The organism is Bacillus sp. FSL R10-2780 (genome assembly GCF_038006125.1).
Classification (GTDB): Bacteria; Bacillota; Bacilli; order Bacillales; family Bacillaceae_G; genus Bacillus_A; species Bacillus_A cereus_U.
In genome coordinates this window covers 1,297,463-1,310,285 of the sequence record NZ_JBBOUQ010000001.1, presented here as the reverse complement: position 1 = coordinate 1,310,285, position 12,823 = coordinate 1,297,463, and the positions used below count along the sequence as shown (strand labels likewise).

Here is a 12,823-nt window from a genome sequence, read left to right as displayed (position 1 = left end):
CAGAAATTCAGAATAATCCAACAATAACACACCAGAGAGTTTAAACAAAAGAAAAGCTCCCCATTAATAAAGGAGCTCCGCAAACATTTTTTATTTTCTTAATAAATGTTTAAAATTACTTTTATTACGGTAAATGAAATTAAATTGCTTCATAAATCGAACTTATCGTGTATATACTAATTTCAAAATAAAGAACAAAAAAGAACCGCAATTTTTCGCGACTCTTTTTTGTCTAGCTAATAAATAAAATGATTTACAATCATATCTGAAATTTTATCGGTGATTGTTATTATTTATCAACTTATCGACAAATAATAACAACCCTCTTTATCCCGATTACTATTTTAAGATTTAACGGCCACGTCTTTGCTGACCTTGTTTTGTACTACTTTTCTTATTACTTGGCTTATTAAATGATCGATTGTTATCATTTCTCGAACTATTTCTTGAATCGTTTCTTGGTCCACCTTTTGAACCACTTCTTGAACCTTCACGGCTATCTCTTTGACGATATTGACCTGATTTCTTTGGAGCCGGCTTTTGTACCGGTTTTCCATTTTCATCTACATTTTTTATCTTCGGTTGTTCAATTATTTCTCTTTGCAGTGGTGCACCAAGCGTTTTTTCAATTTCTTCTAAATATCTTTCATCTTTCGCTGCAACGAACGTAATTGCAAGACCTGATCCACCTGCACGTCCTGTTCGGCCAATACGGTGAATATAGCTTTCTACATCTTCAGGAATATCATAGTTAAATACGTGAGTGACACCATCTACATCCAGTCCACGAGCTGCTACATCAGTCGCAATTAAGTACTGAATTTTAGCTTCGCGGAAACTCTTCATGACTCTTTCACGTTTCGCCTGAGGTATATCACCATGAAGTTCAGCACAATTATAACCAAATCCCTTTAAATCATCATAAAGCTTACTTGCTCTAACCTTTGTACGACAGAAAATAACTGCTAAAAATGGCTGATCACGATCCATAACAAAACGAAGTGCATCTGGCTTTGCACGATCTGTCGTCTCAATGACACGCTGCTCAATTGTATCTACCGTTACTTCTTCACTTTGTACTTGAATCATTTGCGGCTCTTCCATATAACGCTTCGCCAATTTTTTAATATCTTTTGGCATCGTTGCTGAGAATAACATCGTTTGTTTACTGTCAGGTGTCTCATCTAAAATATCTTCAATATCATATAAGAAACCGAAATAAAGCATTTGATCCGCTTCATCTAGTACAAGCATAGAAAGATTACTTAAATCAATTGTTTCACGTCGTATATGATCAAGTAAACGCCCTGGTGTTGCTACAACAATATGTGTATTACCTTTTAGTTTTCTCAATTGCTGTGCAACATCTTGCCCGCCATAAATCGCAAGCACATTAATATCTTCTCTATGAACAAGCATCTTTTTAATTTCAGCTGTAATTTGTAGTGCAAGTTCCCTTGTTGGCGCAACAATTAAAGCCTGAACATCACTAGACTCTGGATTGATTTTTTCTAAAATAGGTAAAACGAACGCTAACGTTTTACCCGTTCCTGTTTTCGCCTGTCCAATAATATCTTTTCCTGACATAATAACAGGAATTGCTTTCTCTTGAATTGGTGTTGCTTCTGTGATTCCATTTTCACGTAATGTATGATTAAAAGTTTCACTAATTCCTAATTCTAAAAAATTTTTCATATTGACCACTTCTTTTCCTTATTTTTCACATTAGCTTTCATTGTACCATTTGTTTCGCCAAATATGAAAAATAAAAAAATTCTTACCTTCTCTTTTTATATTCACTATATACAAGTTGGACGAATTCGGTTTGTTTTCTTTCAGATTTTAATAATCCTTCCATATTTTCGGAAGACAAAATGTACTTCTTAATTTTTCTATTACTCCAAATTAAACTTGTATACTTCGTATCTTCGTGTAACCTTCGAAACCACTCAAACTCACTTAACTTCGCAATATGATGTTTTAATTTCATATCATTTCGAGGATAAAATAAAATTATATCTGCTATTACATCAAATAATAAACTCATCTTTTCCCCTCCTAAAACATCTTTTAAATTATATACATTCTCCTATACATATATATTTCAATGTTACGGAAATATAGTTATAGGGTGATAAAATTGACCACTAAATTAATAAAGATTTTTTGCATATTTTTCTTACTATATTTTCAATCTACCTCAATTATTATGGCGAAATCTCAAACCGATATAATAAGTAAATTCAAACACGCTTTACTTAAAAATGATAAAAAATTAATGCAGTCATATGTAACAGCAGGGATTAAACTACCTATTTTCCCAAAAGATAAACCTATTCATGAAATTAAAGTAGTACCATCTCCAAAAGAGGACACTACAATTCTTATTTCTTATTTCAAAGACACTGATGATGTAAGTACTATCGGTTTCATTTTAGAAATAGTAACAAAAAACAATAAAATATCTCACATTAATCAAATTTATGATGGAACTAATCCGTTTATGAAAGAAGCTACTATTGTAAAAGAGTATGAAATGAAACTTAAACAACATATACTTACTCCAACAAAATTCCCATTCGAAATTCAGCAATTTCACGGTTACATCTATAACAATAACTTGGAACTTCGTTACTATAATGATGATATTAATGGGATTTTTAAAATCACTGTTTCACCCGTTCACAATAAATTAGACCAATATGTACACAAGGGAACAAAGTTCTATAATTTTAAAAATAATATGAAAGCACTATATAACCCTCATTTTGATTTGGCATATGAGCTTATATTTCAGAAAGACGGTTTTCAATATAAAATCGCCATTGGTAACAAACTACATATAAAAAGAAAATACAATGCTCAGGATTTGATTCAAATTGCAGAATCTATGAATTGAAAAGCCTATCTTTCCGATATAGGAAAGATAGGCCTTTTATTATTTTATACAGTAATTATAAAGTACACATTTTATTTTTTCGAACAGGTACTTTCCTATTTCTTATGGAAATATACAATAAGAAAAAATAATAAAATTGATTATTCTTTCGCTTCTTTGTCCATCCTTTTAAAAAATCTATGTTTTTGTAAAAGGAGTGTTTATATGGAGAAACAGACACTTTGGAAAAAATTCAAAAAAAGCTCAGTAAACCTCGGAAAATCCAGCGTATATGAAAGTATTATTTTATTCTACACAATGAAAAAGAAAGAGTTACCTACTAAAGCGAAACTCATTATATTAGCCGCTTTATCCTACTACGTATTAACAATCGATTTCATTCCAGATATAGCTGCTATTATCGGGATTGGCTTATTAGATGATGTTTTAGCAATCGCTGTAGCGCATAAATATGTTATGCGACATGCAGACGCTGAAATTCGAGAAAAGAGTAAAATAAAAATGGAGTCATTATTTACTTCAGCACAAGCATAATGAAAGAGGAGCTAAGATGATTTCTCTTAGCTCCTCTTTCATAAAACTATTTTTCAAAATACTATTTCACTTCATTAGCTACAAAAAATTGCTCACAAACACTCGAAATGCGCTGCAAATCTACGTTTCCACCAGATATAACCGCTACTACTTTTTTCCCTTTAATATATTGATCAACTTTCCCTGCAAGCAGAGCAGCAGTAGCTAGTGCACCCGCACCTTCTACTACAGCCTTTCCACGTTGTAATAAGTCTTTCATTGCTACCTCTAATTCACTTTCTGATACTGTTACAATATCATCTACTAATTCTTTTACAACTTCAAACGTTAAATTCCCTGGTATTTTAACTGCGCAACCATCTGCTATAGTAGGTGCCTCGTAATGTTCTACGATTGTCCCTTTATCATAAGATGCCTTCATCCCATGAACATTTTCTGCTTGTACACCAATTATATTGATTGATGGATTAAAAGATTTTAATGCAACAGCAATACCAGAAATAATTCCGCCTCCGCCAATTGGCACAATAACCGTATCAACATCCCACATATCATCAAGAATATCTAAGCCAATTGTGCCTTGACCAGCCATTACCTCTACATCGTCATATGGATGTAAGTATGTTTCACCTGTTTCTCTTATAATCTCCTCACATTTTGCCTTCGCATCATCAAAAGTTTCACCGTATAAAACAACTTCTGATCCATATCCTCTGGTAGCCTCGACTTTCGCTAGAGGTGCAGAAATTGGCATTACGATTTTACTCTTAATACCAAGTAAATGAGCAGATAAAGCAACACCTTGTGCATGATTACCTGCCGAACATGCAATAACGCCTTTCTCTTTTTCTTGCTCTGTAAGCTGCGACATTTTATTAAATGCACCACGGAATTTAAAAGAACCCGTTAATTGCATATTTTCTAACTTCAAATGAATTTCTCCACCAGTTTTACTAGTCAAATAAAAAGATTTTACTAATGGTGTTTTACGAACGTTTCTATCAAGAATTTTTTGAGCCTTTTTAATGTCTGCTATATGTAATGGTAGTTTACTAGTTATCATACTAACACCTCTTCCAATGATTTATGATCTACTCTATTGTCATTCCTCAGTTTTCGTAAATAATAACTCCTTTATACGCAACCAACTATGTTAAGAAAACATTCGTCATACCTGTACGCCCTTCTTTAAGACACACATCTGCAAACAATTTAACATCCTCTTCATATCACGTTCTTTATAGTGATTCAGACATGCTATTTGAATCCAGTTATTCTTTTGTAAATATGCTGATTCATAATGAACAATATATCCTTGTAATGCTAATGCATCGCCTACTGCCTTAGAAGACTGCCCTTCGTTTAATTGAATGGTAAGAACAATTTGAGCGGCATGATCTTTAGGTGAAACAAGCTTTAAGCCCATAGTAGTAATAGCTTGTTCAATATAAGCATACGCCTCTTTTATTTTTTCAAATGCCTCTTCATCTTCAAATCGCTTCAATGCTTCTTGCAATGCATAAATTAAATTCCATGAATGGGAGTATGGAATACTATCATTCATTTCATACATACCAATATCCATATACACAGGTATTGCTTCATTTTTCTCTACAATGTGATTATGAAAAACGAAAGATAATCCTGTAAATGATTTAATCGCTTTTCCGCTTACACCACTTGCAAAATATACATCCTTCAAATTTATTCGTATTGCTCCAATTGAGCTTATACAATCTACACATAGTTTCATTTGATACTTTTTACAAAGAATGTCTAGTTCTTCTAAATTATTTAACATTCCAGTTGATGTTTCATGGTGAACAAACCAAAGCCATTCATAATTTCCAATTGCCATTATTTTTTCTAATTCTGTATAAATAAACGGCTCTGCCATTTCTTTTTTATACGTATCAAAATTTAAATGTGCACGTTTTGCCTGCTCAATTAATCTATTACCGAACTCCCCGTTCGCTAAAACTAGTCCTTTACCTTTTAATGAACGTAACTGTAAAGCAATTGCATCATTCGCTAACGTCCCTGTTCCTAACATAACTTGTACACGTTTTGCTTTCGTTATTTGAAGTAATCGTTTTTTTACATTTCCCATCGTCACTTGAAATGACTTGGAGCGATGGGAAATAGGCTTAGTAGAAAATGCCTTTTGGACATGCTCTTCGATGTCTACTGGGCCAGGTAAAAACGTATATTCTTTCGTCATAATCCCCCCAACACTCGATTCTTCAAACTTAGTGGGTGTAACATACATTGGCTGGAAAGCTGCTTCTTCTGTTCCAACTAGCGTATGGAAAGGTTTAAACCCCATTTGCTCATATAAAGGCAGCTCACGTGTTGTGGCTGAAATGAGTGCTAATTCATATCCATTTAGAAGTAAATAACGATGTAAAAAGCGAATTAACCCTAACAGTGCTCTTCCATTTCGATATTCACTTTCTACTGAGAGTAAACGAATTTCATATACTTTTTCTCCATGCTCTTGTAAATAAAAATCTAAATTTGAAATTTTATAATCTAACGAGAATGGTCGTTTTCCCCGCACCGCGACCATGCCTACTAATTTCTCACCATCTAAACAAATTAAATATGTATTTTCTTCATGAAATCGATCTATACGAAAACGTTCTTTCGTTTCCTCATGCTGCGGAATCTCTTCTACAAATGTTTTATAGTTCAATTTATGTATACTTTCAAATTCCCAAGCTTGATCAGCAACCTTATAAATTAACCCCATTTCTTACCTCCTTTATCTCTACTTACCGCTCACTATCAAATTAATAAAAATTATAAGTGGAGATTCCCCCACTTATAAAAGATTCACTTTATTCTCGATTTACATATAAAATAAGCACAATAATAAATGCACTTAAAATAGTCGTACCAATAGAGTAAGAATAAAAAATCATGCAAATTGGTAAACAAGCGATTGTAATTAACCCTGGCTTAGTAAATCCTTTAAATATTAAATAAAATACAATAAAAATGCCTATTAGAGTAAGCGCTATCAAATAATCAAATGCTATTAACCCTCCAATAAATGTTGAAATTCCTTTTCCACCCTTACCTTTAAACAAAATTGGATAAATATGTCCAATGATAACGGCCAATAATGCCAGCATTACGAATGTAGCATCTTCAAAAAGGTATTTTGCTATATAAACTACAATTGCACCTTTGATCGCATCACCTATAAATGTAGCGACAAAATACCCTTTTCCATATACTCGCCCCATATTTCTTGCACCAGGATTTCCGCTTCCTTCATCACGAATATCAACGTTATGTCTCCATTTTGTTACTATATAAGCGGTCAATATGTTTCCAAATAAATAAGAAGCCACTACATACAACAATTGCATACTATTAATCATGTAATCATTCACTTTCTACATGGGAATACTTATACACTATTCAATTATTATGCACATTGTACTTTTCTGACTCTACATCCCTTTATATATTTTAACATCATATTTTTACAAATCATACAAAAAATCTCATTCAGCTATTTGTACTTTAATGTATATTTCCTTCATCAAATAATATGTTCTTTTCGCTGCCATTTCTGATTGTGATACAAATGTAACTTCTCCCATACAATTTTTAAAATTATCAACTTCCTCAAACTCACAAAAAACCGCCTAAAAGCCGAAACATTCAACTTTTAAGGCGGTTTTTTCTATTTATTCTTAAACTTCTCAGTCGCTGCTCTCATCTTTACATTCAAATCGTGATCAATGGAATCACGAATGTCTCGCTCTACTACTTCCATTTCTTTTTGGAAATTTTGCAAGTATATTTTTAGTTCTTCTTCTTTTTCAGGACGTTGTGATGGTGGTAATTGTACCACTAATGATAGCATCGCTGTTAAATCTTTCATTAAGAACGTTTCAAGTTTATGTTGTTGTTCAAACATGCGTTGTTCTTGATAGTACGGAAGTGCATTTAATACTGAAATTGTAATGTCATCAACCGTTCTTTGTAGTGAAGGATTAATCGAGCGTTTATATGCTTGAATTGTATTTAATGCATCTGGATATCGATCATAGAAATACAATTTATAAAACGATAAGTCTGCCGGTTTTACAGTTTGCTGTGATTCTTGTCTCAAGAAATCTTTCACTTTCATTGTTGCGATATCAATATCTTCATTCGTAAGCTTTTTCGTTGTTTTTGCCATCACATGCACTTTTTTCTGCTTTTCTTTCGGTAACATTGAGAAAACTTGCTCTCTCGTACGTTGGCCCGATGAACAGAAAAGTGTATTTAATGTATTTTGTTCTTTTTTCCCTTCTGTACGAATCCAGCGATAAAAGAGTGGGTGCTGCGTAAATTCTTGTAAAAACGGTGTTGATTTGTTCGATAATTTTTCAATAGAATCTTGCGCTCTCTTATATGGTTTCGTCCATGAAAAATAAAGTTTACGTCCGAAGTATACAACTAAAACAACGACAGTAAATGCGATTAAAAGTAATGACCCTAATAGTAGTAATACTCCTTGAATGAAACTCATTTTTTCACCTCCTCTAATGATCTGTTATTTCCTTGGACGCTGAATGAGTTTCTGCTTCATCTCATCATTAAATGTGTCAAGTTCAATTACAAACTTCTTACTAGACTCAATAATACGCTCTGACGATTTCTCAGATGCTTCAATAGCAGCGAATACATTTTGGAATGATTCACGTAATTTATCCATGCTAATTGCAGGATTTTCTAGGAGTTTTGTTGTTTCTTCTGTATTTTGTTTTAATGCTTGAGAATTGCTTAATACCATTGATTCAATCGCTTCATTTGTCGCATTAACTGCATCAATTGTTTTACGTTGATTTGTTAATGCGAGCTGAATTGCAGCTGAAACCGTTACAACGTTTTGTGTCATCGTAATTGCATTGCGAATTGCTTCTGCTAGCTTTTCATTATTTTTCTTAATAATATCTACAGACGCAATAGATTGTAATAATACACTTTTTGCTTGTTGCATATTACGAGTACGCACAAGTATCTTTTCTAATGCATCATTTATTAACGGAATATCCCTTTGACGTTCTGGATTTTGTTTCTCAGCTTCCAGCATACCAGCAAGTTTTCTTCCTAAGTATACTTGTTTATCAAGAGCGTGAATTTTATCGTGTGATTGCTCTTTTAACATTTCAAGACCAACCGTATCCTCTTGCAAGTTATCACGGCCAATGAGAAGTGATCTTATAATCTCCTCGATTTGCTTATCTATAGATTGATATTTATGCACGTAATTTTCAAGCGGATTTTTCTTAAACACTTTAAACATAAGTTTCTTCATACCAGTTGCTTTTAATGAGTTTGGATCAAGTTCTGATACCACTTTTCGTAATTCTAACAATGTATTTGGAATTTCTTCATTCTTTCCATTCATCATCGCTGTCACAGGACGTTTTAAAGCTGATAGCGTTTGTCCTGCCGCTTGCTGCTCTTTATCCCCTAAGTCTCCAAGCTGCGACAATACTTTTGATAAATCTGTATTTTGCTCGCTATTTAACTTTTGTACATAAAGATCTGCTTCTTTATTCAGTTCTTCAAGTTCTGCATCTTTTATTACTGTATCAACTACTACTTCTACATTATTATCTTTCACAATCGATACAGGTTCTTTTTTCTCGAGTTCAGTCAACAAAATCGCTCCTTTATTTATATGTGCGAATTTATGTGCACTATATTTCATCTAATATATCGTATTTCATATACATTTTGCTTGCTTGAAATCGATTTTTCAAGAAATACCTGCTTATGCAGTCATTCCCTGTTTCATAGTATAAGTATACCTGTTCTCGTCATTATTTTCCTCAGACTTAAGACCTAGAGAGTAACATACTGAAGGCGGATTCTTTACGAATTACCTTACTTATCACCACTGAATATTAAGTTGAAGTTCCATTTATTTACCTTCTTAAATTTATACAATGCTCTATCTTTTGACATATGCTATCTTTCAATGTGATAATTACATTAAACCCACTTCTAATTATTCTTCCGCGCAACAAATGCTCCCTTTTGAAAAGCTAATAACACCGTTTCAAACATATCATCTTCTTCAATCATCTTTATAAATTCTGCTAGTTCCTCCGCATGAGAAGTTGCATTATCAATAACAAGAAAACCTTTTGGCTCTAAAATACGTTTTATATGTTCCCACCACCACATATATTGCGTTCGTTCTGAATCTAGGAAAATAAAATCAAATGAATGATCTAATTGCGAATCTAAAAATGCCCCAGCTTCTTGATTGTGAATATCGATTCTCTGTGTAAAATTCACCTTCCGAAAATTCCCAAGCGCCTCTCCCACCCGTTCTGAAGAAAGTTCTACAGTTGTAACCTTTCCATTTGTTTCTTCTACCGCATTTGCTAGCCACAATGTAGAATAACCATTTGAAGTTCCAATTTCTAAAATTTTTTTTGCATTGCACCCCTTTACTAATACTGATAAAAACTGCCCCATTTCACGAGAAATATTTCTTAATTTTTCTTCTCTTTTTTCTTTATGTCGATCATGCTCTTCTCCATATTGTTCAAGTTGCAATAATAATGAATCTAGAGTATTCATTTTCTCCATCGCCTTTCCAAGCAATATGATGAAAAAGTACATGATGCCCGTCTACTTTTCATTATATGCGAAATGCACACCTTTTTCCTGTTATACGACAAAGAATTAAAAATTTTTATAGCATATTGTTTCGTTTTTTGGTAAAGTTAATTTCTACGTGCAATTATTTAATTCACATTATTTTACAATCAGTTTTCAATTATAAGATAATCTAAACCCCATTTAAATGAATCGGTATTTCTAATTCAACTAAGCGCCCTTTTCGGACGCATTTTCTTTTGTTTATATATTTCTAGAAGAAAGGATGCTTACAAATGAACGTGATTAGCTTAGATGCTGCTAGAAAGCGAAAACAGCATAAAAAATTAATGATTACTATACCGATTATTAAACGTATTTATGAAGAAGACGGGGAAATTAAATTCGAGGTAGCTGGTGAAAAAGATGTACCTCTTGAAATGTTAGAAAAATAAAATAAAACTTTGTTCGCCCAACTAACCTCTATACTCTCACTTAGTTTTGAGGATGAAATCTTACTTCTCGCAAATAACGAGATAAATGAATAAAGACGTACTTCTTCTGAAGTACGTCTTTATATTATATACTTTTATTAAAATGCATAAGTTTTTCTGGATTAACCATCATATAAATGTTTGAAATTCCCCCATCATGAAATGCAAATGAAAGCACATAAGTCACTTTATTATTTATTGTAACTATAACCCCTGGTCCACCATTTACCATTTTGAAATCAACAGCATACTCTACTGGTAACCTTTTTGCGATTCCAAAGAACAAGCGTATAATTCTATCTGCAGAATAAATCGGATTAATAGCGGTAGTAACTTTCCCGCCACCATCTGCTTTGAATATCGCATCTGTTTTTAAAACTTCTAACATCCCTTGCGCATCTCCACTCTGTAATGATGATACAAATTTTTCAACATAAGCAGCCATTTTCTTCGTGCTTAATTTTGATTGATTTGGTTTATCCAAAATACTTTTTCGTGCGCGTTGAAAGATCTTCCGGCAGTTCACGCTACTCTTATTAACAATTGAAGCAATTTCCTCGTAGTCATAACTAAAAATTTCTCTTAATATGAAAACTATCCTTTCTACCTCAGACAGTTGTTGTAAAAGTAATAAATATGCCGTAGAAAGAGATTCTTTCATTACGTATGTCTCTGATGGCTCATCACTCTCTTCCACAAATGGCTCAGGTAACCACATTCCGACATATACGTTACGTTTATGCGCTGCAGAACGTAATTTATCAATTGAACGATTACTTACCATTTTACATAAATATGCTTTTATATTTTCAACAGACTGAACATCTTCTATATTATTTAATGAGATAAATACGTCATGGACTATATCTTCAGCATCCATAACACTCCCAAGTATTCGATATGCTAAAGAAAACAATAAAGGCTTATGTGCTTCATACAATTGCTCCGTTTCCATGATGAATAGCCTCACTTTCTAAATGCTTTATAATGTGTAACGCTGCACGTTTTCCGCTTGCCACCGCAGCATCAGCTAATAATTCATCATGCCCAGCCCAATCTCCTGCTACGTATATACCTGGCATTTCAGGAATTGCAGGCCCCGGAATTTCTCCTCGGCCAATATGCGGGAAATCATGAACAACAGTTATTTTAGGTAAATATTGCTTTACAACAACTTCTCGTTCCCAATTAGGATGTAAGAGCTCCATCGTTTTCTCTAACTGTTCTTTATCGTAATTGATTCTATTCATCTCTTCCATAGGATTATGATACTTAATCAAACTTACAACTATCGATCCATCCTCACTTAATGTAGCTGATCTCGATTGGTCCGTAAAAAATACAGGTTGATCTAATCCTAATGCAAATTGATGTGTAGGATTAGGTAATCGTTTCAAACCAATATCTAATGCAGCTACTGTAACTTGTAATGATTGTTCACTCCATAGGTGCAAACTGGTTTTTTCTGCACCTTTTATTATTTTACAAGCTTCTTTCGGTGGAATCGTCACGATAACAGCATCAGTTTCGAATATATCATCGTCTAAACAGCGTATTTTTTGTATATCTTCACAATGTTCTACTTCCAAAACATGCTTACTTGCCAGAAATTGAACACCAGCATTTATAGCTATATCTCTTAATTTTGTTATTATCGTCTCCCAACCACCATCTACATAAAATACTCCTTCTTTCATAGAACGCTGTATTTGCTTTAATACAGACGATGCTAATTGGATGGTAGGAGCATATGTGTATGTCGTAGTTCGGCATAACGCATAAAACATATTTCGTACCATAGGATCCTGTATTTCTTTTTCTGCCCATACAGAAAGACTCATTTTTGGAATCTTATTAATATCCAATTTCCCTAAATGAATCATAAGGCGAGAAAATTGTATTTTAGCTGACCATGAAAGTAACGACGTTGATAAAATGGAGCGGAAATCAGTTGGGATTGTATATACGTCATCTTTCCATATTCCGTGTGCCTTCGTGGACGGTATTCCTCCAGTAAGGTTCATACCAAGCTCGTTAAATATTTGGAACGCTTCTCCTCCGCGGTATAAAGCATGTGCCCCAAGATTCATATAGATACCATTTTTATTTATTGTCATCGCTCTGCCACCAAAACGACTGGACTTCTCTAACACAATCACTTTTCTTCCCGCTTTCGCTAAATATATAGATGCTGTTAACCCAGCAAGCCCTCCGCCAACAATTGCCACATCAAAATTTTTCATAATAAAATCCCTCCTAAATCGTTCTGCATACAAGA

General features: G+C 33.5%; 13 protein-coding genes. 3 read left to right on the top strand and 10 right to left on the bottom strand.

The annotated features are described in order from the left end of the window. Positions 1-351 precede the first annotated feature (351 nt). Together NSQ47_RS06850 and NSQ47_RS06845 are read right to left on the bottom strand one after the other, a co-directional pair. Positions 352-1,704: a DEAD/DEAH box helicase gene (locus NSQ47_RS06850; RefSeq protein WP_341036447.1), complete on the bottom strand. Its 1,353-nt coding sequence runs from the start codon at positions 1,702-1,704 to the stop codon at positions 352-354. A gap of 73 nt (positions 1,705-1,777) precedes the next feature. Then, a complete protein-coding gene (locus tag NSQ47_RS06845) occupies positions 1,778-2,047 on the bottom strand; it encodes a hypothetical protein (protein ID WP_341036446.1) in 270 nt (89 codons plus the stop codon). A gap of 93 nt (positions 2,048-2,140) precedes the next feature. Between NSQ47_RS06845 and NSQ47_RS06840 the strand changes: the two genes are divergently transcribed. Together NSQ47_RS06840 and NSQ47_RS06835 are read left to right on the top strand one after the other, a co-directional pair. Continuing rightward, on the top strand, positions 2,141-2,899 hold the full coding sequence (locus NSQ47_RS06840; RefSeq protein ID WP_341036444.1) for a hypothetical protein: 759 nt from the start codon (positions 2,141-2,143) through the stop codon (positions 2,897-2,899). 204 nt (positions 2,900-3,103) lie between these two features. Then, the gene (locus NSQ47_RS06835) at positions 3,104-3,433 is read left to right on the top strand and encodes a YkvA family protein (protein WP_002109937.1); all 330 of its coding nucleotides are present in this window, start codon (positions 3,104-3,106) and stop codon (positions 3,431-3,433) included. 61 nt (positions 3,434-3,494) lie between these two features. Here the strand turns inward: NSQ47_RS06835 and tdcB are convergent, their stop codons facing one another. From tdcB to NSQ47_RS06805, 6 genes are all read right to left on the bottom strand, one after another. Then, the gene (gene tdcB, locus NSQ47_RS06830) at positions 3,495-4,496 is read right to left on the bottom strand and encodes a bifunctional threonine ammonia-lyase/L-serine ammonia-lyase TdcB (protein WP_341036443.1); all 1,002 of its coding nucleotides are present in this window, start codon (positions 4,494-4,496) and stop codon (positions 3,495-3,497) included. Positions 4,497-4,601: 105 nt separating this feature from the next. Continuing rightward, positions 4,602-6,185 (bottom strand): aminotransferase class V-fold PLP-dependent enzyme, encoded by a 1,584-nt coding sequence (locus NSQ47_RS06825; RefSeq protein ID WP_341036442.1) that lies wholly within the window; start codon positions 6,183-6,185, stop codon positions 4,602-4,604. A gap of 88 nt (positions 6,186-6,273) precedes the next feature. After that, the gene (plsY, locus tag NSQ47_RS06820; protein ID WP_002109931.1) at positions 6,274-6,822 is read right to left on the bottom strand and encodes a glycerol-3-phosphate 1-O-acyltransferase PlsY; all 549 of its coding nucleotides are present in this window, start codon (positions 6,820-6,822) and stop codon (positions 6,274-6,276) included. Between the two features lie 308 nt (positions 6,823-7,130). Next, positions 7,131-7,964 (bottom strand): DUF3974 domain-containing protein, encoded by an 834-nt coding sequence (locus NSQ47_RS06815; protein ID WP_341036440.1) that lies wholly within the window; start codon positions 7,962-7,964, stop codon positions 7,131-7,133. A 24-nt stretch (positions 7,965-7,988) separates the two neighbouring features. After that, positions 7,989-9,101 carry a toxic anion resistance protein gene (locus tag NSQ47_RS06810; RefSeq protein ID WP_002109928.1) on the bottom strand — a complete coding sequence of 371 codons (1,113 nt, stop codon included), beginning with the start codon at positions 9,099-9,101 and terminating at the stop codon, positions 7,989-7,991. A gap of 347 nt (positions 9,102-9,448) precedes the next feature. Continuing rightward, positions 9,449-10,042, bottom strand: a complete 594-nt coding sequence (locus NSQ47_RS06805) for an O-methyltransferase (RefSeq protein ID WP_341038213.1) — start codon at positions 10,040-10,042, stop codon at positions 9,449-9,451. 305 nt (positions 10,043-10,347) lie between these two features. On the opposite strand from NSQ47_RS06805, the gene NSQ47_RS06800 reads away from it, so the two are divergent. Further along, positions 10,348-10,506 (top strand): hypothetical protein, encoded by a 159-nt coding sequence (locus tag NSQ47_RS06800; protein ID WP_002157830.1) that lies wholly within the window; start codon positions 10,348-10,350, stop codon positions 10,504-10,506. A gap of 124 nt (positions 10,507-10,630) precedes the next feature. Here NSQ47_RS06800 and NSQ47_RS06795 read toward each other — a convergent pair whose 3' ends face one another. Both NSQ47_RS06795 and NSQ47_RS06790 read right to left on the bottom strand, forming a co-directional pair. Beyond that, positions 10,631-11,500, bottom strand: a complete 870-nt coding sequence (locus NSQ47_RS06795) for a sigma-70 family RNA polymerase sigma factor (protein WP_341036437.1) — start codon at positions 11,498-11,500, stop codon at positions 10,631-10,633. After that, positions 11,478-12,788, bottom strand: a complete 1,311-nt coding sequence (locus tag NSQ47_RS06790; protein WP_341036436.1) for a phytoene desaturase family protein — start codon at positions 12,786-12,788, stop codon at positions 11,478-11,480. The genes NSQ47_RS06795 and NSQ47_RS06790 overlap by 23 nt, the downstream gene beginning before the upstream one ends. Between the last annotated feature and the right edge of the window lie 35 nt (positions 12,789-12,823).

What these genes read in the sequence shown, in the direction of transcription:
- plsY (WP_002109931.1), bottom strand. Translation starts at nt 6,822, where the DNA reads ATGATTAATAGTATGCAATTGTTGTATGTAGTGGCTTCTTATTTATTT.
- NSQ47_RS06800 (WP_002157830.1), top strand. Translation starts at nt 10,348, where the DNA reads ATGAACGTGATTAGCTTAGATGCTGCTAGAAAGCGAAAACAGCATAAA.
- NSQ47_RS06795 (WP_341036437.1), bottom strand. Translation starts at nt 11,500, where the DNA reads ATGGAAACGGAGCAATTGTATGAAGCACATAAGCCTTTATTGTTTTCT.
- tdcB (WP_341036443.1), bottom strand. Translation starts at nt 4,496, where the DNA reads ATGATAACTAGTAAACTACCATTACATATAGCAGACATTAAAAAGGCT.
- NSQ47_RS06815 (WP_341036440.1), bottom strand. Translation starts at nt 7,964, where the DNA reads ATGAGTTTCATTCAAGGAGTATTACTACTATTAGGGTCATTACTTTTA.
- NSQ47_RS06845 (WP_341036446.1), bottom strand. Translation starts at nt 2,047, where the DNA reads ATGAGTTTATTATTTGATGTAATAGCAGATATAATTTTATTTTATCCT.
- NSQ47_RS06835 (WP_002109937.1), top strand. Translation starts at nt 3,104, where the DNA reads ATGGAGAAACAGACACTTTGGAAAAAATTCAAAAAAAGCTCAGTAAAC.
- NSQ47_RS06805 (WP_341038213.1), bottom strand. Translation starts at nt 10,042, where the DNA reads ATGGAGAAAATGAATACTCTAGATTCATTATTATTGCAACTTGAACAA.
- NSQ47_RS06790 (WP_341036436.1), bottom strand. Translation starts at nt 12,788, where the DNA reads ATGAAAAATTTTGATGTGGCAATTGTTGGCGGAGGGCTTGCTGGGTTA.
- NSQ47_RS06825 (WP_341036442.1), bottom strand. Translation starts at nt 6,185, where the DNA reads ATGGGGTTAATTTATAAGGTTGCTGATCAAGCTTGGGAATTTGAAAGT.